The following is a 21,794-nucleotide window of genomic DNA, read 5'->3' on the forward strand; positions in this document are numbered from 1 at the left end:
AGTCGATGCAGGCGCAACTGGCCAACAGCACGCTGCTCATCATCGGTTCATCCGCCCTGGCGTTGCTGGTGGGGCTGATTGCGGCATGGGTGATTACCCGCTTGATCGTGACGCCGCTGCGCAGGGTGATCGCGGTGGCCCAGCAGATTGCCGCCGGCGACCTGAGTGGGCGCATGGAGATCAGCCGCCGTGATGAAATAGGCCAACTGATGCAGGCGATGCAGCAGATGGGTAACGGCCTGAGCCATATGGTCAGCGGGTTGCAGTCGGGTATCGAACAACTGGCCAGCTCGGCGCATTCGCTGTCCAGCGTGACCGAGCAGACCAACACCGAGGTCAGCAGCCAGAAGGAGGAAACCGAACAGGTGGCCGCGGCGATGAACCAGATGACCGCCACGGTGCACGACGTGGCACGTAACGCCGAAGAGGCCGCGCAAGCCGCGCAGACGGCGGACGAAAAGGTCGATAGCGGCCAGCAGGTGGTGCGCATGAGTTTGCAGCGCATCGAATTGCTGGCCACCTCCAGCAGCAGTGCCAGCACCCGTATCGAAAGCCTCAGCGCGGAGATCCAGAACATCGGCGCGGTGTTGAGCGTGATCAAGAGCGTCGCCGAGCAAACCAACCTGCTCGCCCTCAACGCCGCCATTGAAGCGGCCCGCGCAGGCGAGCAAGGGCGCGGCTTTGCGGTGGTCGCCGACGAGGTGCGGGCCCTGGCCAAGCGCACCCAGCAATCGACCGAGGAAATCGAACGACTGGTCAGCACCTTGCGCAGCGCGGCGCAGTCGTCGGTGCAGCAGATTCAGCACAGTGGCGAGCTGGTGAAGCTGGCGGTCAGTGATGCGTTGGAAACCGAGAGCGCCCTGGGCAGCATTGCCGCAGCGGTGTCATTGATTCAGCAGATGAACCAGCAGATTGCCGCCGCCGCCGAAGAGCAAAGCTCGGTGGCCGAAGAGATCAACCGCAGCGTCACCAGCATCCGGGCGAGTGCCGATCAGTCGGCGTTGAGCATGCAAGGCAATGCCGCATCGAGCATCCAGCTGGCGCAGTTGGGTGCGGAACTCAAGGGCATGGTGGGGCACTTCCGCCTCTGATCGCAGCCGGGGCGCTGCGATCAGTGGGGAAGGGAGGTCAGGCGTGGTTGGCGAGGAAGGTCAGCAGCGCTTCATTGACGAAGTCCGGATTCTCTCGGCTGGAGATATGCCCGGCGACGGGAATCAAGGTCAGGGTACAGCCGATCAGCTCGGCCATTTGCGCAGATTCAGCGGGTGGGCGGGGCTTGTCCTGTTCGCCGCACATGACCAGTGTGGTATCACAATCCAGGCGAGAAAGCTGACCCAGGATGTCGGTGCGGCTGAAGATCAGGCGGCCCAGGGGCACGACGCTGTCCAGCAGGCGTTCCCGGGAAAATGCTTGAAGCGATGTGCGAAAGTCTTGATACAGCGCTGATTCGCGGTCGATTTCCGGGCGAAAGAAGATCGGCGCGATCACATCCAGCAAGGGTTCAGGAATGGCACCGGCGTCTTCAATCATCTTGAACAGCGAGAAGTAGTACTCGCGCGTGGCTTGCGGCTCGGCGCCGAGGTAGGTGTCCATCAGCACCAGGCTGTTGATGCGTTCAGGTGCGAGCAGGGCGAGGCGGGCGCCCCACATGCCGCCGACCGACAGACCCACCAGGTTGATCTGCGGGATGTCCAGGTGGTCCAGCAGCACCAGGTGCTGACGTGCCAGGTCATCAAGGGAGCGGGTATTGGCGGGCAGCGGGCCCGATTTGCCATGGCCCCACAGTTCCGGGACGATGACACGGTATTGCTGCGACAGCGCTTCGATCTGCGGCGCCCACATGCCGCGGTCCCACAGGTAGCTCGAGCCCAACAGGACGACCGGGCCGGTGCCCTGGTCGATATAGTGCAGCGGTTGTCCATCAATCACGGCGACAGGCATAGCAGGCCTCTAACTTCACGGAGTGAGGGGCACTTTTTTACCTTAGTCGGGGGCGTGGGGATAGGTGCATTTTGATGGCATGTGGCGACGGGACGTCGCCACACAGCCAGAAGGCGATCAATCGTAGATGGCTTTCTTTTTCCATTCGGCATCGGCGTCGACGACTTTCAGGCCTTGGGTCAGTTCGTTAACTTCGTCCTCGGCCGGCTGGCTGTTGGTCAACACCGTGGAGTTGGCGCGGGCCAGTTGCGCCTCCAGCAATCGCAGCTGTGCGCTGTACAGCACCGGCTCCGGTTGTTTGCGCAGGTACTGCACGCCACGCTCGAACGCCAGGCGCGCCTGGCCCGGTTGACCTTGTTGCAGGGCATGCTGGCCCAGGTTGTTGAAGAACTCGATGTGCAGCAGCACCAGGATGTGGCGGATTTCCTTGATCCAGTGCTTGGCTTCATTGGTCGGCAGAAAACCGTCCTGGGCCGCGCGGGTGACTTGGCCATGCAGCGCTTCGAGCAAAAAGCGTACATCCTTGGCCTTGGCTTCGGTCTGGATCGGCGCGGGCGGGTTGGCCACCGGAATCGATTCGCCCTGAGCGACCAGTGCATTGAGCTCGGTAATCCGTGCCTTGAGCGCGGCGCTGGATTTGTTGAGGTTCAGCAGGCGCTGGTTGACGTTGAGTTCCAGGCGGGTCAGCAAGAGCTTGAGCGCCGGGGTCATCAATTGGCCGGGAAAGGTCTCGGTGATTTCACCACAGCGACGCAGCCGATCATTGAGCTCGATCTCGGTACGCTTCTTTTCCAGCTTATTGTTTTCCACCACATGGTTCATGTAGCCAATGGCGATCAGTATTACGATCCCGACTATAACCAGCAGGGTGATCATGAGTGGTGTCACCGGTGTGACCTCTTCAAGGGGTTTGCTATGGAGTGTAGTGACTGAGCTATCCGGCGGATAGGACTGTTCGACCAGTTGCCCAGGTAGTGTCTTCTATATAGGTAAGTGTTCCCGGCATGCATGCACATTGCCATCATTCGCCTGTGGCAACTATAGCGCCTTGCAGGGCGCCAGAATATAGGCGCCAGGGCTTGGTCGGCGAGAATGCCCGCGCAGGCCGGTAAACGGCGGCGAAGTCATTGATTTAAATAAATTTATCCTTGGGGGTTGACGACCTTTGAATCCATCCATAGAATGCGCGCCACTTACAGCGTAAAGCACACAGCGAAACGCGGTAGGGAGTGAATGTTGTACGTGTGTCCCCTTCGTCTAGTGGCCTAGGACACCGCCCTTTCACGGCGGTAACAGGGGTTCGAGTCCCCTAGGGGACGCCATGCGGGAATAGCTCAGTTGGTAGAGCACGACCTTGCCAAGGTCGGGGTCGCGAGTTCGAGTCTCGTTTCCCGCTCCAATTTACAAGCAGTGTGGCCTTCGGGCGGCATTGAGTGAACCCAGGACCGAATCTTCGGATGAGGCCTCTGGGCACTGGAATACACACCATGTGTTTCAGTAGCGTGTCCCCTTCGTCTAGTGGCCTAGGACACCGCCCTTTCACGGCGGTAACAGGGGTTCGAGTCCCCTAGGGGACGCCATTTGCGGGAATAGCTCAGTTGGTAGAGCACGACCTTGCCAAGGTCGGGGTCGCGAGTTCGAGTCTCGTTTCCCGCTCCAATTCAAAGAAAAAGCCACTCAATCGAGTGGCTTTTTTTTGTCTGTAATTTCTTGATCGTTCCCACGCAGAGCGTGGGAACGATCAATGGTGCTAAAGAGCATTCGCCGCTTGAGCCAGCCGCAACGTAGCCTCACGAATTTCGGCCTGATTAAGCGACGCAAAACCCAACCGCAACGCATTCTCCGGCTGGCCCATCGGTGAGAACTGCCGGCCACTGCGCACTACCAGTCCGTGGCCCAGGGCGGTTTTGACCATCCGGTCAACGTCTATTCCATCCTCGAAACGCACCCACAGCGCCAGGCCACCCTCGGGCTCGCGTATCTGGATACGCTCGCCCAGCGATTCGTGCAGACAGGTTTGCAGCGTCTCTCGACGCACTCGATATTCTTTCGACACGCGGCGCAGGTGCTTTTTCAGCTCACCCTCATTGATCAGGTCGGCCAGCATTTTCTGGGCGACGGCGTCGGCATCCCCCAGCATCAGCGCCGCATTGCGCTGCAGGGCCTCAATCACTTGTGCGGGGGCCACCACATAGCTGCAGCGAAACGTCGAGCCCAGTGCTTTGGATAACGAGCCGATATAAATCACATGGCGCTGGGAACGGTCACTGGCCAGCGGCAGGTAGGGGCGGCCGTTAAAGTGGAATTCGTGGTCGTAGTCTTCTTCGATGATGCAGAAGTCGTGCAGTGCTGCGAGCGTCAACAGGTGTTGTCGCCGCGCGGCGTGCAGGCTGACGGTGGTAGGGAACTGGTGATGCGGCGTGACGTAGATCATGCGCACTTTATGCTGCTGGCATAAACGGTCGATCTGGTCGGTACGGCAGCCTTCTTCGTCCATGTCCACCGTGACCAGTTGCGCGCCCAACTGACGAAAAATTTCCCACGCCGGCGGGTAACTCAAACGCTCCACCAGTACCACATCGCCCGGTTTGATCAGCAAACTGGCACTCAGGTACAGCGACATCTGGGTGCCCTGGGTCAGGCAAATGTTGTCGGCGTTGACGGCCAGCCCGCGATTGCTGCGCAGCATCTCGGCGAGGGCGCAGCGCAAGTGATAGCCGGTGCCTTCGCTGCCGTAGCGCACGGTGTTGGAGGCAAAGCTGGTGCGCAGGGCGTTGCGGTAGTAACGATGCAACACCGATTGCGGCAGCAGCCGGTGGTCGCTGGTGCCGTTGTCGAAAAACAGCGCGTCATGCCGGTGCTGCAGCGCGGTGACCTGGGCGTTGTGGGTGAAATATGGCACAACCGGTTGCGCCAGTATGGACGGTGCGAAGGACTGCGGTGCACGACCGGGCAGTTGCTGGGACGTCAGTTGGGCATTGACGAAGGTGCCGCGACGCGGCTCGCTGATCAGCCAGCCTTTGGTCAAGGCTTCTTCATAGGCCAGGATGACCGTCTTGCGATTAACGTTGAGCAACTGCGCCATTTCTCGCGTACCAGGCAGCAAAGTGCCAGGCGGCAGGCGTCCTTCGACAATCGCTGTCACCAGGCCCTCGGCTATCTTGCGGTAGGAGGCGTGTGGCGAGTCTGCGTCGAGCTTGAGTAAGGGGCGCCATTTACGCATCTGGACCATCTGAAGTATCCAAAACTGGAGGTTCTAATGGGCCTAGTCTAGCGTAACAATCGGGCTTCACTCATTCTCGGGTCTTCAGCACATGCGGCATGTCATCGAACTGTCCCCCTCGGGCAAAACCTTTGAGGCCGGCGACGAGCTGTTGCTTGACGCCATGCTCGCCAGCGGCCTGGCCGTGCCGTTCTCCTGCCGCCGTGGCGCGTGCGGCTCGTGCAAAGTGGTGGTCACCCAAGGCGAGTACCAGGCCAGGCGTTTGGCCCCGGACGCGCCCGCGCCTTGCTACCCCCTGGCTGCCGATGAAATGCTGCTGTGCCAGAGCCACGCCTGCACCGACATGCGTCTGGAAATTCCCGGCTGGTCGCTGGATACACCTGCGCTGGTGTTTGACGCACGCGTACTGAGCAAGCAGGCAGTCGCCGCCGACGTTATCGAGTTGGTGCTGTTGCCGGACGCACCTGTGGCGGTACGGGCAGGGCAGTACCTCAAGTTCCGCCTGGAACACGGCGATACGCGCAGTTTCTCGATTGCCAACCTGCCTGCCGAGGACGGAGGGCGTTTGGTTTTCCAGATTCGTCGGGTCAGCGGCGGGTACTTTTCCGAGGGCATTCTGGATGGCCTGGCCGTAGGAGACCGCTTGCAATTGGAGGGCCCGTTCGGAGCCTGTACCTGGCAGGACGATGCCGCCGACGTCGTGGTCCTGTTCGCCACGGGCACCGGATACGCCGGCATCAAGCCGATCCTGCTGAGCGCGCTCAAACAAGATGTGGAAGTGACGTTGTATTGGGGCGGCGCACACTCGGCGGATTTTTATGACAGCGCTTTCCTGGATCAAGCAGCGCTCGAACATCCACGGTTTCGCTGGCATCCAGTGCGCGCAGCCGAGGGCAGGGTGCAGGAGGTTGCATTGAGCCATGGGTATCGCTGGGAGGTGGCCCAGGTCTATGCGTGCGGAAATGGCACCCTGCTCAGCCAGGTGCGTACCCAATGCCTGGAGGCAGGGTTGCCGAGCCATCGATTTATCGCGGAGGCGTTTGTCGCCAGTGGTCGGTCGAGCGCTGGAACAGCACTGCCGGCGTTCGACCCGATCTGGGAAAAAGTCGGCCCGCGTTATTCCCTGGACGGCATGCTGGCGGCGCGGGAAAAATCCATACGCGCCCTGGCAGCCATCGCCAGCCGCTTGAAAGTCGGCATGACCACCGGCGAAGCGCTGGAAATGGCCGCCGAACAACTGCAGGCCATGGGCGCTTCGCACACCTGGCATCCCACCTACATCCGGTTTGGCGCCGACACGGTGCGCCCACCCCGCGAAGGTATCGATCGTCAGCGCAGGCTGCGCGCCAGCGATATCGTGGTGGTCGACCTTGGCCCGGTGTGGGACGGCTACGAAGGCGACTACGGCGACACCTTTGTCTTCGGCGACTCGCCCCTGCACCTGGCCTGCACCACCGCACTGCACCAGGTGTTCGATGAAACCCGCCAAGCCTGGCTGCGCGGCCTGACCGGACGCGAGCTCTACGACTTCGCCGAACAGAGCGCCGTGACCAAGGGCTGGAGACTGGCACGCAATCTGGCGGGGCATCGCCTGGCGGATTTTCCCCATGCGCTGTTCGAGAGCAAACAATTGGCCGAGCTGGAAATTCCACCGAGTGAAATGGCCTGGGTGCTCGAGATCCAGCTGTGCCATCCCACTGAGCCGGTCGGTGGGTTCTTTGAGGACATGCTGATGTTGCAGGCATGAAGCGCCCGCCATTGCGGCGGGCTCGAGAACGGGTCAGAGCTTGGGCAACTGGCCGACACGTCCCATCATTTCAGTCACAATCTGCAGGTCCAGCAGGAACTGCTCGACAGTCTTGAACTCACCGTCGGTGTGCCCGGTGTACTTCTCTTCCGGGCGGGCCAGGCCGAATTGCACGCCGTTGGGCAGATCGTGCACGGAGGTGGCGCCGGCGGATGTGCCGAACCTGTGCTGCATGCCCAGGTTTTCCGTGGCCACCGCCAGCAGGGCTTTTACCCATTCGCCCTCGGGGTTGCGGTACATCGGCTTGTCCAGCGAATAGGTGAAATTCACGTTGACCTTGGCGTGCGTGTTCCAGGCGTTCAGTTTCTGCTCGATCTGCGCCTCGAGCGCTTCCGGGGTCTTACCCTTCGGCGCGCGCAGGTTGACGGCCAGCTTGAAGGCTTTGTCATCCAGACCGACAAAGGTCGGCGAAGTGGTCAGCGGCCCCATGAAGTCATCGGCATAGCCCACGCCCAATTTGCCACCCAGGTAATCCAGGCCCCAGTTGTCCGCCGCATACTGCGCAGCATCCGTGATGTGGTTGTGCTTGAGGGCGATCTTGCCATCGACGCTGTGGATCAATTCCAGCATGCGTGCCACCGGGTTGACCCCGGTTTCGGGTTCCGAAGAGTGGGCCGACACGCCGGTGACGGTCAGTTTGACGTTCTTGCCGTCAACCTGGGCGCTCACCTGGAAATTGCCGCCATTGCGCTTGGCATAGTCATCCCCGGCCTGCTGCAGGCCGGCCGCCAGTTCAGCCGGGTTATCGCTGACCAGCGTGGCGACCGAGACCGATGGAATCTGGTTGGTGGCCTTGCCCCCGGTCATTGCGATAATTTCCGCGCCGGTGCCTTCACCCTTGCGCACCGGGAAAGTGGCCATGACGGTGCCCGAGCCTTTTTCGGCGATCACTACCGGGTAACCGCCATCGAGCGCCAGGTTGTAGTTCGGTATGGGATTGCGTTCGAAATAGTAGGGAATGGCGTCACCGGAGGTTTCTTCGGTGGTGTCCACCAGCAGCTTGAACGTGCGCGCCAGCGGCAGCTTCTCTTCCTTGATCACCTTCATGGCGTACATCGCCACGACGATGGCGTTCTTGTCATCCTCGGTGCCGCGACCATACATGCGATCGCCAATCAGCGTGACCTTGAACGGGTCCAGCCTGGTGCCATCCTGCAGCACCCAATTTTCCGGCGTCACCGGGACCACATCGGCGTGGGCATGCACGCCCACCACTTCGTCACCGCTGCCTTCCAGTGAAATTTCATACACGCGGTTATCGACGTTACGGAAGTTCAGGTTGAAGGACTTGGCCAGGGCCTGGATCCTGTCGGCGATCTTGAGAAATTCCGGGTTTTTGTACTGCGGCAGGCCGTCTACGTTGAACGTCGGAATTTCCACCAGTTCGCGCAAGGTTTCCAGGGCCGCCTTGCCGTACTTCACCCGCGTATAAATACCAAGCAGGCGGTTGATCTCGTTCTGCTGCTCGGCGCTCAGGGTTTTGTCATCGAGAAAGGCGCTGATGGCCGGGGCGACGTCACGGGTCTTGCCCAGGTCGCCCTTGGCCAGGGTGCCGAGGAAACTGCGGAAATCGCTGATGGATGCGTCGCCGAAACTCTTCACAATCGCGGTGTTTTGTTCGGCAGTGATGTTGGCGAGCGCAGGCGTGGTAGCCGCCGTAAGGCTGGCGGCGAACAGCGTGGCAGCCGCGAGTTTTTTCAGTGGAAAGTGCATGGTTGGAGGCATTCCCTTGCAGGCAGTGAGTAGGGTGTTTCTGACGGATAAGTCAGAAACATTTCCACACACTAGCATTACTCAGGTGCTGGAGGTCAATGCTGGCCAGGATGAGGCGCGGGGTATTCATCCGCCGCGTTCAAGGCTCTGGCATAGGGCCCGTCCCACAACTGCTGATGCAATTGCCCTACGCGCCTGGCCATCGCTTCACTGCGCATCACCACTTCCAGGTTGCGCGAATTGTCCAGATAACCGCCCAACCAGTTACTGGTACCGACCCACGCCACCTGCCCGTCGATCTCCATCGTCTTGCTGTGGATCACCCGCGCATAGGGGATGAATCCTTGCCTGGCCTCGGGCAGGGTGACGATCTTGATCTGCACGTTGGGCAGCACCGCCAGGCTCTTGAGGTAGGGCAGTTCCAGCGGGTCGGTGTTCCAGTTGGACACCATCAGCTTGATCGACACGCCGCGCGCAGCGGCGGCGCGCACGGCGTTGTCGATCACCGCGTAGTAAGGGCGGGTCCGATCCGGTCCGTAGGACAGCGGCGCATAGTCCAGCAATTGCACGCGCACCTCTTGCTTGGCTTCGTCCAGCAGGCGCGGCAGTTCCTGTTGTGAATCCCCCACGCCGGGCGGGTTGTAGCGTTGCGGGCTGGCCACCAGATAGTTGCCGGTACGCGCAGGCGCCTGGCCGGCGGTGGGCAGTGGCACCGGTTGGTTGTCGCTGAGGGCCTGCTGGGCTTGCCAGTCCTGGTCGAAGATCGCCTGGACCTGGCCGACCACGCTTGCATCGCTGATGCGCAGCCCGGTTTCGTGGATATGTTCCAGGGAGCGCCAGTCGAAATTCTGGCTGCCGATAAACGCCTGGCTGGCGTCCACCACCATGTATTTGGCGTGGATGATCCCGCCGCTCAATTGCCCGAAGGGCAGCACCCGCAAGGTCAGGTTGGGAATGGCGCGCAAGCGCTCCAGGGTGGCCGCATCCGATAACCTGATACCTTTTTCTTCAAGCAGGAAACGAATCTTCACGCCGCGTTTACCGGCGGCTTCCAGGTGTTCGATAACCCTGTCCATCACCGAGCCGGGATGGTCGGCCGCGTAGAACTGGCCGATATCGATGCGGTTTTTTGCACCGTCGAACAGCTCGATCCACACCGGGCCCGGCTGACGCAGATCGGCAGTGCCCAATGTGGTGTCCACCGGCACGGTGTGCACCAGTTCAAACCCTGCAATTGAAAAGTCCGCCATGGCCAGCGGACTGAGGAGCAAGCCGGCGAGGCCTGCGACACGCAACTTCATCGAAAGGGACATAAGCGTCTCATTGCGCAAAAAGAACAGGCGGGCCATGACGCGCCCGCCGTGCAGGTCAGGCCGTGCGGCTGTGCAGTGGCGTGGGCGCGCGGTGCGGCACTTCATCGTGGGCGCGGGCACCACTGGAGGCGCGGATCAGCAGGATCTTCAGCTGGTCGTTGATGCGCTCCAGGCTGTCCTGGAAGAAGTTATGAAACACCACGCAGAACAGCGCGATGGCGATCCCCAGCCCGGTGGCGAACAAGGCCGTGCCGATACCCCCGGAAATCTGCCCCGGGTCCGAAACACCCGCTGTGGCCAATGCCTTGAACGTATCGATGATACCCAGGATGGTCCCCAGCAGGCCGAGCAGCGGGGCCGCCGTGGTGATGGTCTCGATGATCCACAGGCTGCGGGCCAGCGGGGCGCGGGTCTTGAGGTACTGGGTGTCGATTTCGTCGTCGAGGTCCTTGCGCGACCCGTGGGAGGCCTTTTGCGCCAATACCGGCAGAATCATGTTCAGCGGCAGGCTGTCGCGACGGGTCAGGTGGTCCGGCAGGTCGCGTTCGCTGTGCACGGTGGCGCCCAGCGCCTCGATCAGGGCGCGGGCCTGGCGGCGCACGTAAGCGAAGTAGATGCCGCGCTCGATGGCGATGAAAATCGCGATGGCCATCGCGGCATACATTACATAGAAGGTGACGTCGTGGAGCAGGTTCATATCCATGATGATGTTCCTCTTGGGTCAGTCTTAGAAATTCGCTTCCAGCGAAACCGTGACGGTGCGGTCCAGGCCGACGATGTACGCCGGGTCGCCATCGCGAAAACCGCTGTAGCTGGCGGCGTTGGTCTTGGTGGTGTACACGCCGTCCAGGTATTTCTTGTCGAACAGGTTGTCGACGTTCAGGCGCAGGGTCGCGTCCTTCACGACCTTTTTGTCGACCGGCAGGTAGATACCCGCGCCGAGGTTGAACACGGTGCGCGCGGAAATGGCTTCGTCGTTGGTCAGGTCGCCGTAGAGCTTGCTGGTGTACTTGCCGCCGAAGGTGCCGTAGAAGCGCCCGTCGTCATAACCGATGTTGGCCGCCAGCATGTTCTTCGGCACGTTGGCGAACTGTTTGCCGCTGGTGGGCAACGCGATGGCCTGGCCCGCGTTGTAGACGGTCATGTCGTCCTGCTGCTCGGCCTTGGTGTAGGTGTAGGAGGTGTAGTAGTTGAAATGGTGGGGCAGCAGGCCGCTCCACTCCAGTTCCAGGCCTTTGTTGGTGACGGCGCCGACGTTGATATCGGCGGAGTCGCCATTGATGTCCTTGGAGGAGACCTGGCGATTCTTGAAGTCCATGTAGAACAGGGTTGCGGCCAGGGTCATGTCGTCGCCGCTATAGCGCCAGCCCAGTTCGTGGTTCCAACTGGTTTCCGGCTCGAGGTCGATGGAACCGGCGCCTTTGTCATAGAGCGCATAGTTCTGCGGTACGCGCATGTTGCGCGACAGGCTGTAGAACAACTGGTCACGCTCGTCCAGCTGGTATTTCAGGCCGGCATTGGGCAGCAGTTTGTTGTAGGTCTGGTTACGCTTTTCCGGCTGTTCGCTGAGACTGCCGTGGTTGGTGCCGTCACGCTCGACGTTCATGTAGGCCAGGCCCGCGATAAAGGTCCAGTCCGGGTTGATGTACCAGGTGTCCTGGGCCCAGACTTTTTGCGCCGGGGTCACGGTGAAGCGGTCGCGGCCCTGGATCTGGTTGCCGTTGGCGTCGACGATGGCGCTGTTGGAATCCGGCCAGGTGTCGACCGGCTTGCCATTGCTCTTGAGCTGGATGAACGGCTGGGTCTGGCTCTGGCGTGCGCGCTCGTACCAGTAACCCAATTGCAGACTGTGGTCGCCCAGGTCCCAGGTCAGTTTGGTGGTGATGCCCGGGCGCCATGTTTGCGTGCGTGAAGGGCGGTAATACACGCCGCTGTTCGGGGTGCCGTCGGCGTTGTATTGGGCGGCGGTTGGCAGATTGCCAAGGTCGAATACGCCGCCCTGGTTCGAACCACGGTTGAGCGCATAGCTCGATGAGCCGACGCCGCTGCCGTTGCCCCAGAAGTAATACGGGATCACCGACAGCGCCAGGTTGTCGGCCAGTTTGAACTGGGTATTGAGTACGGCGGTGAAGGTCTGAAACGGGTTCTGCGCCAGGGCGTAGTAGCTGTTGTACTTGCCGTTGCTGCCCACCGTCGGCGTTGCCGGGTAGGGGTCGTACTTGCGGCCGTTTTGCTGGAACTGCGCTTTGGTCAACTGGCTGTAGCTGTTGTTGTCCTGCTCGTGGTACTTGAGGATCAGGTTGGCGGTGTTGCCATTACCGGCGTCGAAGAAGCTGTTCCATTCCACCTTGTCCGCGCGCACGGCGCCCGAGCCGCGCCACATATCGCCCTCGGTGTGGGATGCCGACAGCCAGTTGCTCAGGCCGTTGACTTCGCCGGTATTGAGACGGGCGAAGGTTTTGCGCGTGGCGTTGCTGCCGACGATCTGTTTGACGAAGGCGCCGGTCTCCTTGGTCGGGCGAATGGTGACAATGCCGATGTTGCCGCCGCTGGAGCCGATGTGCGGGCCGTCGGACTCCGACGCGCCCTGGGTGACGAAGATCTGGTCGATGTTTTCCGGATCGCCCAGCAGGTTGGAGTACAGCGCATAGTTGCCCGAATCGTTGATCGGCATGCCGTCCACCGACATGCCCACCTGGTCGGAGTTCATGCCGCGCATGGTGAAGCGAAAGCCTGACAGGCCGGTGTTGTCCTCGCTGGAAATGTTCAGCCCCGGCGTGTACTTGAGCTTGTCGATGGCGTTGCCCGTGGCCGTCTGTTTATCCAGCGCCTCCTTGGTCACGGTGGAGCGGCCCTTGATGCTGTCCTCGGGCACCATGTAACCGCCCCCGGCGCTGGCCTTGCCTTGGACCCCAATGGTGCCGACGTCGCTGTCGCTCGTATCTGCCATGACCATTGCCTGGGTCATGCTGGTCGCGGCAACGAGTGCCAGGTGAATGCGGGTGAACTTCATCACTGTCGTCCTGGTGGCGGGTGCTTATTGCACGCTGTAGTTGAAGGTGGCGGTGAAGCGCTGCTCATTGCGGCCCCCGAACGCCTGTTCCGGGAACGGCTTGACTTGCTTGATGCGACGCAAGCTGTTGGTGGCGGCCCGGTTGAGCAACATGCTCGGGGCCTGGGTTTGCAGGCCGGAATCCAGCACGCGGCCCTGACGGTCCACCAGCAGCCACACCACCACTTCGCCACTCGGGCGTTCGAGGGAGGCCTGGCGCCCGGTGGGGTATTGCTTGTAGGTGTCCAGCTCGTTGCGCAAGCCCTTGAGATAACCGCCTTCCAGGGCCTGGCTGTCGACCTTCGGCGGCGCGGGCGGGGCGGGTGTCGGGGCAGCCTGCGCAACCGCTGCGGGCGCAGGTTTGGCGGCCACCGGTGGCGGCGTCGGCGTTGGCTTGGCGACCACGGGCGCAGGCTTGGGCACCGGTTTCGGCTTGGGCTTGGGTTCAGGTTTCGGCACCGGTTTTGGCGGTGGTGGCGGTGGGGCCGGCTCGGCTTCCTCATCCTCGATCACCGGCGGTGGCTGCTCCTGTTCCATTACAGGTTGCGGAACCACTTCCGGCTCCGGCTCGACCAACGCCAGCTCGACCGCCGACTCGTCATACACCGGCTCGACCTTTAACGTCTGGGACTGGATACCCAGCGCAATCAGCACCAGCGCGATCAGGGCCGGGACACTGCCCAGCAACTGCCGTACACGAAACAGCGCGTACATGATCAAGACTTACGCGTGGCAATGGACACGGAGGTGAAGCCACCCAGGCGCAGGGTGTCCATCACTTCCACCAGGCGCGAAACTTCCACGCCTTTGTCGCTGTTGACGATGATCGTCGACTTGGTCTCGGGCTGTTGCGCCGCCTTCAGCGCCGGTACCAGCGCGTCGACCGTGAGGTCCTTGCCGTCCAGTTGCAACTGGCCTTCCAGGCCCAGGGTCAGGATGAATTTGTTCTGCGGTTTGAGCTGCTGTGAACTGCTGGCGCTGGGTAACTGAGTCTTCATGCCCAGGGCCGGAATCACGTTCAGGCTCACCAGTACGAAAAACACCAGCAGGAACATCATCACGTCGATCATCGGGATCAGTTCGATGTGCGCCTTGCGCTTCTTGGGTTCATCCCAGGTTCTCATTCCGTTGCCCCGTCATTGAATTAGGGGCGACACGCTAGCAAGCAAACATGACCGAATGGTTAACTTTAATTGACGGTTTTGAGGCTCTAGGATGGGTCTTTCAGAAAACTTACCGGTCAGTTTTTGCGCGTAACGAAACTGACACCCAGGGCGTACATGCTTGAGAAATTTATCGTGAGAGCCGGCGCCCATGTCCACTGCACTGCCTCGATTATCGACTCCGCGACTGTTGTTGCGAGCACTGGAAATGCATCAGGCACAGGTGCTTTTCACGCTCGTCAACGGCCCGGAAATTTCCGACAACACGGCGAACATTCCGTTGCCCTACACCTTGGAAACCGCCCAGGATTTTATTGCCGGGATCGCCGACAAGTACCGCACCGGCGAGCTGCTGAACCTGGGGATGCATGTGCACGACACCGATGAATTTGTCGGCATGGTCAGCCTGCGTATGAATGCTCGGCATCGTTATGGGCACTTGGGTGGCTGGGTCGCGGCGCATTGCCGTAACCGGGGTTACGCGGCGGAAGCGGCGAGCGCGGTGATGGACTTCGGGTTTGACGAGTTAGGGTTGCAGCGCGTGGGGAGCCAATGTTTTGGTCGTAACAAGGAATCGGCGCGGGTCATGGAAAAGATCGGCCTGCGCTATGAAGGCTGCATGCGCCAGGCGTTTCTAAAGAACGGCGTTTATGAGGACTTGCTCGGGTTTGCCATCGTGCGTGATGACTGGGAGCGCTGCTTGTGAACGGCGATATAGATCACACCCGACGCCGGGTACTCGGCGGGCTGGCAGTTGCTACGGCGTTTTCCATCCTCAGTCCGTTTGCGCGCAGTGCCGGCGTGGATTATCCGTTCACCCTCGGTGTGGCCTCCGGTGACCCATTGCCGGATGGCTTTGTGATATGGACGCGCCTGGCGCCGTTGTTCAATGCCGAGGATGGACGCGGTGGCTTGCAGCGTGCGGTGCCGGTGCGTTGGCGGGTGGCCAGCGATGCGGCGATGACGCGCATCGTGCAACAGGGCGAGGTGATCGCGACCGGGCGCTTTGCCCATTCGGTGCATGTCGAGGTGGCGGGGCTGGCGGCGGGCCGGCCGTACTGGTATCAGTTCGAGGGCCTTGGCGCGCAGAGCCCGATTGGCCAGGCACGCACGACGCCTGCGCGGCATGAGATGGCGTCCGCCCGGCTCGGGTTCGTCTCCTGCTCGCACTGGGAGCGCGGGTATTTCGGTGCCTATCGGCACCTGGCTGCCGAGCATCCCGACCTGGTGTTTTTCCTCGGCGACTATATCTACGAAAGCTCCTACGCGGCGGATTCCGGCAAAGTCGTCCGCGCCCATGGCAGCGGCAACGCGGTGAGTTTGAGCGATTACCGTAACCGCTACGCACTGTACAAGACCGATCCCGATTTGCAGGCCCTGCACGCCGCCGCGCCCAGCGTGGCGACCTGGGACGATCACGAGGTGCAGAACGACTATGCCAACCGCTGGTCCCAGGACCCGAAGATTCCCGTAACGCAGTTTCTCCAGCGACGGGCGGCGGCTTACCAGGCGTTCTACGAACATATGCCATTGCGTGCGAGCAGCAGGCCGCGGGGGCCGGACATGCGCATCTATCGACGTCTCGACTATGGCCAACTGGTACGTTTCCATGTACTCGACGGTCGCCAGTACCGTTCCGAGCAGCCTTGCATCGCGGCCAATGGCAGCCATCAAGGACATATTGTCACCACCCCCTGCAGCGACTTGCGTGACCCGGCTCGCACGATGCTCGGCTGGCAGCAGGAAGCCTGGCTGGACCAGAGCTTTGCCCAGTCCCGGGCGCAGTGGAATGTGATCGCCCAGGACCTGCTGGTAGCGCCGCTGCTGCAGCGTGACCTGACCAACCATAAGCTTGGCCGCTGGACTGATGGCTGGGATGGCTATATGGCCAACCGCAAGCGAATGCTGGCGTCTATCCAGCGCAATCGCGTGAGTAATCCGGTGTTCTGGGGCGGGGATATCCACTCGTTCTGGGCCACGGACCTGCACGCCGATGCCAATGACCCGGACTCACCGGTTGTGGCGACCGAGTTCGTTGGCTCTTCGGTGACCTCCGATGGCCCGCCCTATGAGGCCTTCATGAACATCCTGCCGCTCAATCCCCATGTGAAGTTTTTTGACAGCCGTCAGCGTGGGTATGTGTCGGTGGAACTGGACGCGCAGAAGATGCTCACGCACTTTCGCGTGATCAGCGACCCTCGCGATCCGGCAGCCACGGTCTCGACGTTGCAGTCGTTTGTGGTAGAGCCGGGCAGGGCAGGGGCGATGGCTGTGTAGGCCGGCTTCAAATGTGGGAGGGGGCTTGCTCCCGATGGCGGTGTATCAGACGATACATTCAGTGACTGACACACCCTCATCGGGGCATAGGTATCTACACAACTCTGTAGCGCCCAACCGTAACCACGATGCGCAGCGAGTCGCTCTTGCTCTTGATCTGGCTTTTGATCTTAGGCGCCCCGTTAAACCACGCTGGCCGAACGCAGGCTTGAATTCGTGGGTAACCCGGCAGGACGCCGGGTTAGCCGCACTGGGCCATGGATGGCCCATTGCGGCGGCCCACGGATTCAAGCCTGTGTTCGGGCACACCGAGCCTGGGCGAGGTGCCGAGTGGTGGGGCAAGAGCGTTTTGCTTACTTTTGACTGGGCCGGCATTCCGGCTTTTCAAAAGTGAGCCGCTGTAAAAGCGGAACCCTAAGTAGCCGTTACCGCAGAAACGGATATGTACTCGGGCTGATCCAGCATCCTGGTCGGCCCGGAGGCCGCCATCGGGAGCAAGCCCCCTCCCACATTTTGATGTTCGGCGTGTCAGCTGACTTCGTAGCGTACCGACAGCGCGCCCTTTTTTTCCGAGAGGGCCAGGATCGTCACCTGGCCCAGTTCGCTCAGTGCTTGAACATGAGTGCCGCCACAGGCGTATGCCGGTAATTCACCGAAGCCGACTTGCCGGGTGCCGTCTTCCAGGGCCATGTGGCGTGGATAGTCTGCGGCGATCCATCCGTTGACCAATTGCTGAAGGACCTGCGCATCCAGGTCCTGCGCGGTTTCGCCACGGATAAAAGTGATTTTGCCTTCACCGGGCCAATGGTGGGCCTTGATCGGCATCCAGCCCAGGCGTTCGCCGGCATTGCCAATCAGATGGCCCGCTGAATGAAGGCGTGTGTGCAGCGCGCGGCGTTGCGCATCGACCCGTGCAGTGATCGGGCCGGGTTCCAGGGGGTGGTTGACGTAATGCACCACATGCTCGGCTTGCTGCATGACGCGCAGCACCTGGCTGTCGCCCAGCCAGCCGGTGTCGAATGGCTGGCCACCGCCTTGGGGATGGAAAATCGTCGACTGCAGGATCACGGCAAATTGCTCGGCGTGCGGCGTGCAGCTCAGCACTTCCAGCTCGGCAGTGAGGTGATCATGGGTAAAAAACAGGCGCTCGGTCATCGTCTACATCCGCATCCAGGTTGATGCGGGCAGTATAAATAGTGCGCTTATAGGTGATAATCCATTCAAATATCAATGGACCTGTGCGTCATGAGCATCAATCTTCCTTTACCGCTGCTGGGCGAAATGGCGATTTTCGTCAAGGTAGTGGAAACCGGCAGTTTCTCCGAAGCGGCGCGGCAGCTGAGCGTTTCGCCCTCGGCGGTCAGCCGCAGCATTTCGCGCCTGGAACAGGCACTGGCGACCCGCCTGTTGCAACGCACCACGCGCAAGCTGCGCCTTAGCGAGGGCGGCGAAGAGGTGTTCAAGCGGTGCCGGGAGATGGTCAGTGCGGCACGTTCGGTGATGGAAATCAGCGGGCAATTTACCCACGAAGCCGAGGGCCTGGTGCGGGTCAGCGTGCCCAAGGCGGTGGGGCGGTTTGTGGTGCATCCGCATATGCCGGCGTTCCTGCGGCGCTATCCCAAGGTGGATGTGCAACTGATCCTTGAGGATCGGCACGTGGATCTGATCGACGACAATGTCGACCTGAGCATCCGCATCACCGACAGCCCGCCGCCCGGTCTGGTCGGGCGGCAGTTATTGCCGATTGAACATTTGCTCTGTGCGACACCGCAGTACCTGGCCGAGCATGGCACGCCGAGCCATCCCCATGATCTGCTGGAACACAGTTGCATCTACCTGGGTGAAACCCCTGGAGACTCACGTTGGAAGTTTCGTCAGGGCGCCAAGGCGGTGACGGTCGGTGTGCGCGGGCGGTATGCGGCGAACCACACGGGCGTGCGGCTGGATGCGGTGTTGCAGCATGTGGGGATTGGCAGCTTGCCGTATTTCACGGCGCGGCACGCCTTGGAAGAGGGGCGGTTGGTGCAGGTATTGCCGGCATGGGATTTTATTGCGTCGTACCACGGCGAGGCGTGGTTGCTGCATTCGCCTACGCGGTACTTGCCGCCGAAGTTGCGCGTGTTTATTGATTATCTGGTGGAGTGCATGGCGAAGGAGCCGACACTGCGCAGTCGGTAGAACTGGGGTTAAACATGTGGGAGGGGGCTTGCCCCCGATGGCGGTGGTTCAGTCAAAAATGCGCCTACTGACACACCCTCATCGGGGGCAAGCCCCCTCCCACATTTGAATCTCAGTGCTTGCTCTGGTCGTCCGGCATGGCCAGCAGTTGCTTTTCCTGGTTCCAGTCGAACGGTTCGTCGTTCAGCTCGGCTTCATGGCGACGTTCTTCCAAGGCCTGGTACAGGTCCAGTTCTTCGTCGGGCATGAAGTGCAGGCAATCGCCGCCAAAGAACCACAGCAGGTCGCGCGGTACCAGGTGGGCGATCTGCGGGTAGCGCAGGATGACCTGGCTCATCAGATCCTGGCCCAGGTATTGGCTTTCGATAGGATCGATCGGCAACAGGGCGCGCAGTTCGTCGAAACGTTCCATAAACAGCGTGTGGCTTTCCTCGGGTACCTGTTCGGCTTCGCCGACGGCAACCAGGATGCTACGCAGGTGGTCGAGCAAGACGAGATGATCGGCAACGACGTTGGACACGAGATAAGTCCTCTAAAGCAAAAACGGGCGCGAGAGTATATGCCTCTCGCGCCCGTTTTTATATGACCGCCGGTATCAGCGGACTTTACCCTCAGCCTGTATCAGCTCGTCCTTGCTGAAATCATCCACGTCGATCACCTTGCGCCGCGCCGCTTCGGCGTCGCGCAGGGTCTGCGCCTCGGCCGGTTGCAGCACACCGGCGTGCAGCGCGGCGTCGATGGCCGACTCACCGGCAGTCGGTTTGACCTGTCCGCTCTTGAGCGCGGTGTGCAGTTTTTTCTGCAGGGGATGGCTGGCGCCGAGCAGGTCGTAGGCGTGCTGCAGCGCGCCCACCGGATCTTCCGCCGATTGTGGGCGGTAGCAGCCCGCCAGCAACTCTTCCAGGGTTGGGTCGCCCTTGGCGCGGCCGATCACTGCCGCAACCTCGGCATCCAACGCATCGGATGGCCCGGTATGGCGACGCCCGAACGGGAACACGATCACCCGCAGCAGACAGCCCAGTACCTTGTTCGGGAAGTTGCTCAGCAGTTCATCCAGCGCACGCTCGGATTGGCCAAGGCTTTCTTCCATGGCCCAGGCGAACAGCGGTTCCAGGTGATCCGGCGAGTCCAGGTCGTGGTAGCGCTTGAGCGCCGCCGATGCCAGGTACATGTGGCTCAGTACATCACCCAGGCGCGCCGACAGGCGTTCGCGGCGTTTCAACTCGCCGCCCAGCAGCATCATGCTCAGGTCCGCGAGCAGGGCGAAGGCGGCGGCCTGGCGATTCAGCGCCCGGAAATAACCCTGGCTCAGACGGTTGCCCGGGGCCTTTTCGAAGTGACCGAAGCCCAGGTTCAACACCAACGTACTGGCGGCGTTGCTCACGGCGAAACCGATGTGCTGCATCAGCAGGCCATCGAACTCCTTGAGTGCCTGGTCATGGTCTTCGCGACCGGCCAGGGCCATTTCCTTGAGCACGAACGGATGGCAGCGAATCGCACCCTGGCCGAAGATCATCAGGTTTCGCGAAAGGATATTCGCGCCCTCCACGGTGATGAAGATCGGCGCCCCTTGCCAACTGCGGCCCAGGTAGTTGTTCGGGCCCATGATGATGCCCTTGCCGCCATGCACGTCCATGGCGTGGCTGATGCACTCGCGGCCGCGTTCGGTGAGGTGGTACTTGAGGATCGCCGACAGCACCGAAGGCTTCTCGCCCAGGTCCACGGCATTGGCGGTGAGCATGCGTGCGCTGTCCATCAGCCAGGCGTTGCCGCCGATACGCGCCAGGGCTTCCTGGATGCCTTCGAAGGCCGACAGCGGCACGTTGAACTGTTCACGCACCTGCGCGTATTGGCCGGTCACCAGGCTGGTGAACTTGGCGGCGCCGGTGCCCACCGCAGGCAGGGAAATTGAACGGCCGACGGACAGGCAATTCATCAGCATCATCCAGCCCTTGCCGAGCATTTCCTGGCCGCCGATGAGAAATTCCAGAGGAATGAACACGTCCTTGCCCGAGTTGGGGCCATTCATGAACGCGGCGCCCAGGGGCAGGTGACGGCGGCCGATTTCGACGCCGGGGGTGTCGGTAGGGATCAGCGCGAGGCTGATGCCCAAATCTTCTTCATCGCCCAGCAGGTGGTCCGGGTCGTGGGCCTTGAACGCCAGGCCGAGCAAGGTCGCGACCGGGCCGAGGGTGATGTAGCGCTTTTCCCAGTTCAGGCGCAGGCCGAGGGTTTCCTTGCCTTCCCACTCACCTTTGCAGATGACGCCGGTGTCGGGCATGGCGCCGGCATCGGAACCGGCCAGCGGGCCGGTCAGGGCGAAACAAGGAATATCGTCGCCACGCGCCAGGCGCGGCAGGTAGTGGTTGCGTTGCTCGTCGGTGCCGTAGTGCAGCAGCAGCTCGGCGGGGCCGAGGGAATTGGGCACCATCACGGTGGATGCCAGGTCGCCGCTGCGGGTAGCCAGTTTCATCGCGACTTGAGAGTGGGCATAGGCGGAGAAGCCCTTGCCGCCGTATTCCTTGGGGATGATCAGGGCGAAGAACCCGTGAGTCTTGATGTGCTCCCAGGCAGCGGGGGGCAGGTCCATGGCCTGGCCAATTTCCCAGTCGCTGACCATGGCGCAGAGCTCTTCGGTGGGGCCGTCGATAAACGCCTGTTCTTCTTCGGTCAGTTGCACCTTGGGGTAGGCCAGCAATTTGTCCCAGTCAGGGCGCCCGCTGAACAGTTCGCCGTCCCACCATACGGTGCCCGCGTCGATGGCATCGCGCTCGGTTGCGGACATCGGCGGCAGGACTTTCTGAAACCAGCTGAACAGCGGCCTGGTGAAGTATTGGCGGCGCAGGTCGGGCAGCAGCAGGGGCACGGCCACGACGGCGATCAGCACCCAGAAAATCAGCAGCAGCCAACCCGGTGCATGGCTCCAGGCGCCCATCGCCAGCAGATAAACGGCGACCACACCCAGGGCGGGCAGGGGCGCGGTGCGGCGGTGTGCCAGGTAGGCAATGCCGACCAGCAGAACCAGTATCCACAACAACAGCATATTCAATCCTCCGTGAAACCAGGGGCGAAACCACCAGGAAGCTTAGTCGGCGTCCGGCCAAGCGGGGTGATCAGGGTGTTACAA

The 21,794-nt window shown here is 61.5% G+C and carries 17 protein-coding genes, 4 tRNA genes and 1 pseudogene; 10 read left to right on the top strand and 12 right to left on the bottom strand.

The window, feature by feature from the left end; genetic code table 11:
* Window positions 1-5 precede the first annotated feature (5 nt).
* Window positions 6-230: pseudogene (locus tag TU82_RS29640) on the top strand (HAMP domain-containing protein); the annotation flags it as partial.
* An 18-nt stretch (window positions 231-248) separates the two neighbouring features.
* A complete protein-coding gene (locus TU82_RS29645) occupies window positions 249-1,091 on the top strand; it encodes a methyl-accepting chemotaxis protein (RefSeq protein ID WP_420893038.1) in 843 nt (280 codons plus the stop codon).
* 37 nt (window positions 1,092-1,128) lie between these two features.
* Here TU82_RS29645 and TU82_RS25260 read toward each other — a convergent pair whose 3' ends face one another.
* Entirely contained in the window at window positions 1,129-1,941 is an 813-nt protein-coding gene (locus TU82_RS25260; RefSeq protein WP_057725951.1) for an alpha/beta fold hydrolase, read from the bottom strand.
* A 117-nt stretch (window positions 1,942-2,058) separates the two neighbouring features.
* The gene (locus TU82_RS25265) at window positions 2,059-2,829 is read right to left on the bottom strand and encodes a hypothetical protein (protein ID WP_057725952.1); all 771 of its coding nucleotides are present in this window, start codon (window positions 2,827-2,829) and stop codon (window positions 2,059-2,061) included.
* A gap of 358 nt (window positions 2,830-3,187) precedes the next feature.
* On the opposite strand from TU82_RS25265, the gene TU82_RS25270 reads away from it, so the two are divergent.
* The 4 genes from TU82_RS25270 to TU82_RS25285 all read left to right on the top strand — a co-directional run bounded on the left by TU82_RS25270 (window position 3,188) and on the right by TU82_RS25285 (window position 3,600).
* Window positions 3,188-3,263: transfer RNA gene (locus TU82_RS25270), tRNA-Glu, on the top strand.
* 1 nt (window position 3,264) lies between these two features.
* Window positions 3,265-3,340 (top strand) — tRNA-Gly (locus TU82_RS25275).
* A gap of 105 nt (window positions 3,341-3,445) precedes the next feature.
* Window positions 3,446-3,521, top strand: a tRNA-Glu gene (locus TU82_RS25280).
* A 3-nt stretch (window positions 3,522-3,524) separates the two neighbouring features.
* Window positions 3,525-3,600 (top strand) — tRNA-Gly (locus TU82_RS25285).
* 91 nt (window positions 3,601-3,691) lie between these two features.
* On the opposite strand, the gene pdxR is transcribed toward TU82_RS25285, so the two are convergent.
* Complete coding sequence (pdxR, locus tag TU82_RS25290; RefSeq protein ID WP_057725953.1) at window positions 3,692-5,173, bottom strand: MocR-like pyridoxine biosynthesis transcription factor PdxR; 1,482 nt, start codon at window positions 5,171-5,173, stop codon at window positions 3,692-3,694.
* Window positions 5,174-5,255: 82 nt separating this feature from the next.
* On the opposite strand from pdxR, the gene TU82_RS25295 reads away from it, so the two are divergent.
* Window positions 5,256-6,911: a M24 family metallopeptidase gene (locus TU82_RS25295; RefSeq protein ID WP_057725954.1), complete on the top strand. Its 1,656-nt coding sequence runs from the start codon at window positions 5,256-5,258 to the stop codon at window positions 6,909-6,911.
* 33 nt (window positions 6,912-6,944) lie between these two features.
* On the opposite strand, the gene TU82_RS25300 is transcribed toward TU82_RS25295, so the two are convergent.
* The 6 genes from TU82_RS25300 to TU82_RS25325 all read right to left on the bottom strand — a co-directional run bounded on the left by TU82_RS25300 (window position 6,945) and on the right by TU82_RS25325 (window position 14,173).
* A complete protein-coding gene (locus TU82_RS25300; protein ID WP_057725955.1) occupies window positions 6,945-8,684 on the bottom strand; it encodes a dipeptidase in 1,740 nt (579 codons plus the stop codon).
* Window positions 8,685-8,779: 95 nt separating this feature from the next.
* Complete coding sequence (locus TU82_RS25305) at window positions 8,780-9,997, bottom strand: phospholipase D-like domain-containing protein (RefSeq protein ID WP_057726026.1); 1,218 nt, start codon at window positions 9,995-9,997, stop codon at window positions 8,780-8,782.
* 55 nt (window positions 9,998-10,052) lie between these two features.
* Window positions 10,053-10,700, bottom strand: a complete 648-nt coding sequence (locus TU82_RS25310; protein ID WP_057725956.1) for a MotA/TolQ/ExbB proton channel family protein — start codon at window positions 10,698-10,700, stop codon at window positions 10,053-10,055.
* Window positions 10,701-10,724: 24 nt separating this feature from the next.
* Window positions 10,725-13,010, bottom strand: a complete 2,286-nt coding sequence (locus TU82_RS25315; protein WP_057725957.1) for a TonB-dependent receptor — start codon at window positions 13,008-13,010, stop codon at window positions 10,725-10,727.
* 24 nt (window positions 13,011-13,034) lie between these two features.
* On the bottom strand, window positions 13,035-13,763 hold the full coding sequence (locus tag TU82_RS25320; RefSeq protein ID WP_057725958.1) for an energy transducer TonB family protein: 729 nt from the start codon (window positions 13,761-13,763) through the stop codon (window positions 13,035-13,037).
* A gap of 2 nt (window positions 13,764-13,765) precedes the next feature.
* Window positions 13,766-14,173 (bottom strand): ExbD/TolR family protein, encoded by a 408-nt coding sequence (locus TU82_RS25325; RefSeq protein ID WP_057725959.1) that lies wholly within the window; start codon window positions 14,171-14,173, stop codon window positions 13,766-13,768.
* Window positions 14,174-14,363: 190 nt separating this feature from the next.
* On the opposite strand from TU82_RS25325, the gene TU82_RS25330 reads away from it, so the two are divergent.
* Both TU82_RS25330 and TU82_RS25335 read left to right on the top strand, forming a co-directional pair.
* Window positions 14,364-14,918, top strand: coding sequence for a GNAT family N-acetyltransferase (locus TU82_RS25330; RefSeq protein ID WP_057725960.1), 555 nt, complete (start codon window positions 14,364-14,366; stop codon window positions 14,916-14,918).
* Window positions 14,915-16,489: an alkaline phosphatase D family protein gene (locus tag TU82_RS25335; protein WP_057725961.1), complete on the top strand. Its 1,575-nt coding sequence runs from the start codon at window positions 14,915-14,917 to the stop codon at window positions 16,487-16,489. The genes TU82_RS25330 and TU82_RS25335 overlap by 4 nt, the downstream gene beginning before the upstream one ends.
* A 528-nt stretch (window positions 16,490-17,017) precedes the next feature.
* Here the strand turns inward: TU82_RS25335 and TU82_RS25340 are convergent.
* Window positions 17,018-17,644, bottom strand: coding sequence for an alanyl-tRNA editing protein (locus TU82_RS25340; protein ID WP_057725962.1), 627 nt, complete (start codon window positions 17,642-17,644; stop codon window positions 17,018-17,020).
* Between the two features lie 90 nt (window positions 17,645-17,734).
* Here TU82_RS25340 and TU82_RS25345 point away from each other — a divergent pair, with 90 nt between their 5' ends.
* Window positions 17,735-18,667 (top strand): LysR family transcriptional regulator, encoded by a 933-nt coding sequence (locus tag TU82_RS25345; RefSeq protein ID WP_057725963.1) that lies wholly within the window; start codon window positions 17,735-17,737, stop codon window positions 18,665-18,667.
* A gap of 112 nt (window positions 18,668-18,779) precedes the next feature.
* Here TU82_RS25345 and TU82_RS25350 read toward each other — a convergent pair whose 3' ends face one another.
* Together TU82_RS25350 and TU82_RS25355 are read right to left on the bottom strand one after the other, a co-directional pair.
* Complete coding sequence (locus TU82_RS25350) at window positions 18,780-19,187, bottom strand: PA2817 family protein (protein WP_057725964.1); 408 nt, start codon at window positions 19,185-19,187, stop codon at window positions 18,780-18,782.
* A 75-nt stretch (window positions 19,188-19,262) separates the two neighbouring features.
* Entirely contained in the window at window positions 19,263-21,710 is a 2,448-nt protein-coding gene (locus TU82_RS25355) for an acyl-CoA dehydrogenase (RefSeq protein ID WP_057725965.1), read from the bottom strand.
* Window positions 21,711-21,794 lie beyond the last annotated feature (84 nt).

The sequence above is a fragment of the Pseudomonas orientalis genome, from assembly GCF_001439815.1.
GTDB classification, from domain to species: Bacteria; Pseudomonadota; Gammaproteobacteria; order Pseudomonadales; family Pseudomonadaceae; genus Aquipseudomonas; species Aquipseudomonas orientalis.

Coding starts and splice junctions, on each gene's coding strand:
- pdxR (WP_057725953.1), bottom strand. CDS start 5,173: ATGGTCCAGATGCGTAAATGGCGCCCCTTACTCAAGCTCGACGCAGAC.
- TU82_RS29645 (WP_420893038.1), top strand. CDS start 249: ATGGTCAGCGGGTTGCAGTCGGGTATCGAACAACTGGCCAGCTCGGCG.
- TU82_RS25260 (WP_057725951.1), bottom strand. CDS start 1,941: ATGCCTGTCGCCGTGATTGATGGACAACCGCTGCACTATATCGACCAG.
- TU82_RS25340 (WP_057725962.1), bottom strand. CDS start 17,644: ATGACCGAGCGCCTGTTTTTTACCCATGATCACCTCACTGCCGAGCTG.
- TU82_RS25330 (WP_057725960.1), top strand. CDS start 14,364: ATGTCCACTGCACTGCCTCGATTATCGACTCCGCGACTGTTGTTGCGA.
- TU82_RS25320 (WP_057725958.1), bottom strand. CDS start 13,763: ATGTACGCGCTGTTTCGTGTACGGCAGTTGCTGGGCAGTGTCCCGGCC.
- TU82_RS25295 (WP_057725954.1), top strand. CDS start 5,256: ATGCGGCATGTCATCGAACTGTCCCCCTCGGGCAAAACCTTTGAGGCC.
- TU82_RS25345 (WP_057725963.1), top strand. CDS start 17,735: ATGAGCATCAATCTTCCTTTACCGCTGCTGGGCGAAATGGCGATTTTC.
- TU82_RS25305 (WP_057726026.1), bottom strand. CDS start 9,997: ATGTCCCTTTCGATGAAGTTGCGTGTCGCAGGCCTCGCCGGCTTGCTC.
- TU82_RS25310 (WP_057725956.1), bottom strand. CDS start 10,700: ATGGATATGAACCTGCTCCACGACGTCACCTTCTATGTAATGTATGCC.
- TU82_RS25315 (WP_057725957.1), bottom strand. CDS start 13,010: ATGAAGTTCACCCGCATTCACCTGGCACTCGTTGCCGCGACCAGCATG.
- TU82_RS25355 (WP_057725965.1), bottom strand. CDS start 21,710: ATGCTGTTGTTGTGGATACTGGTTCTGCTGGTCGGCATTGCCTACCTG.
- TU82_RS25300 (WP_057725955.1), bottom strand. CDS start 8,684: ATGCACTTTCCACTGAAAAAACTCGCGGCTGCCACGCTGTTCGCCGCC.
- TU82_RS25325 (WP_057725959.1), bottom strand. CDS start 14,173: ATGAGAACCTGGGATGAACCCAAGAAGCGCAAGGCGCACATCGAACTG.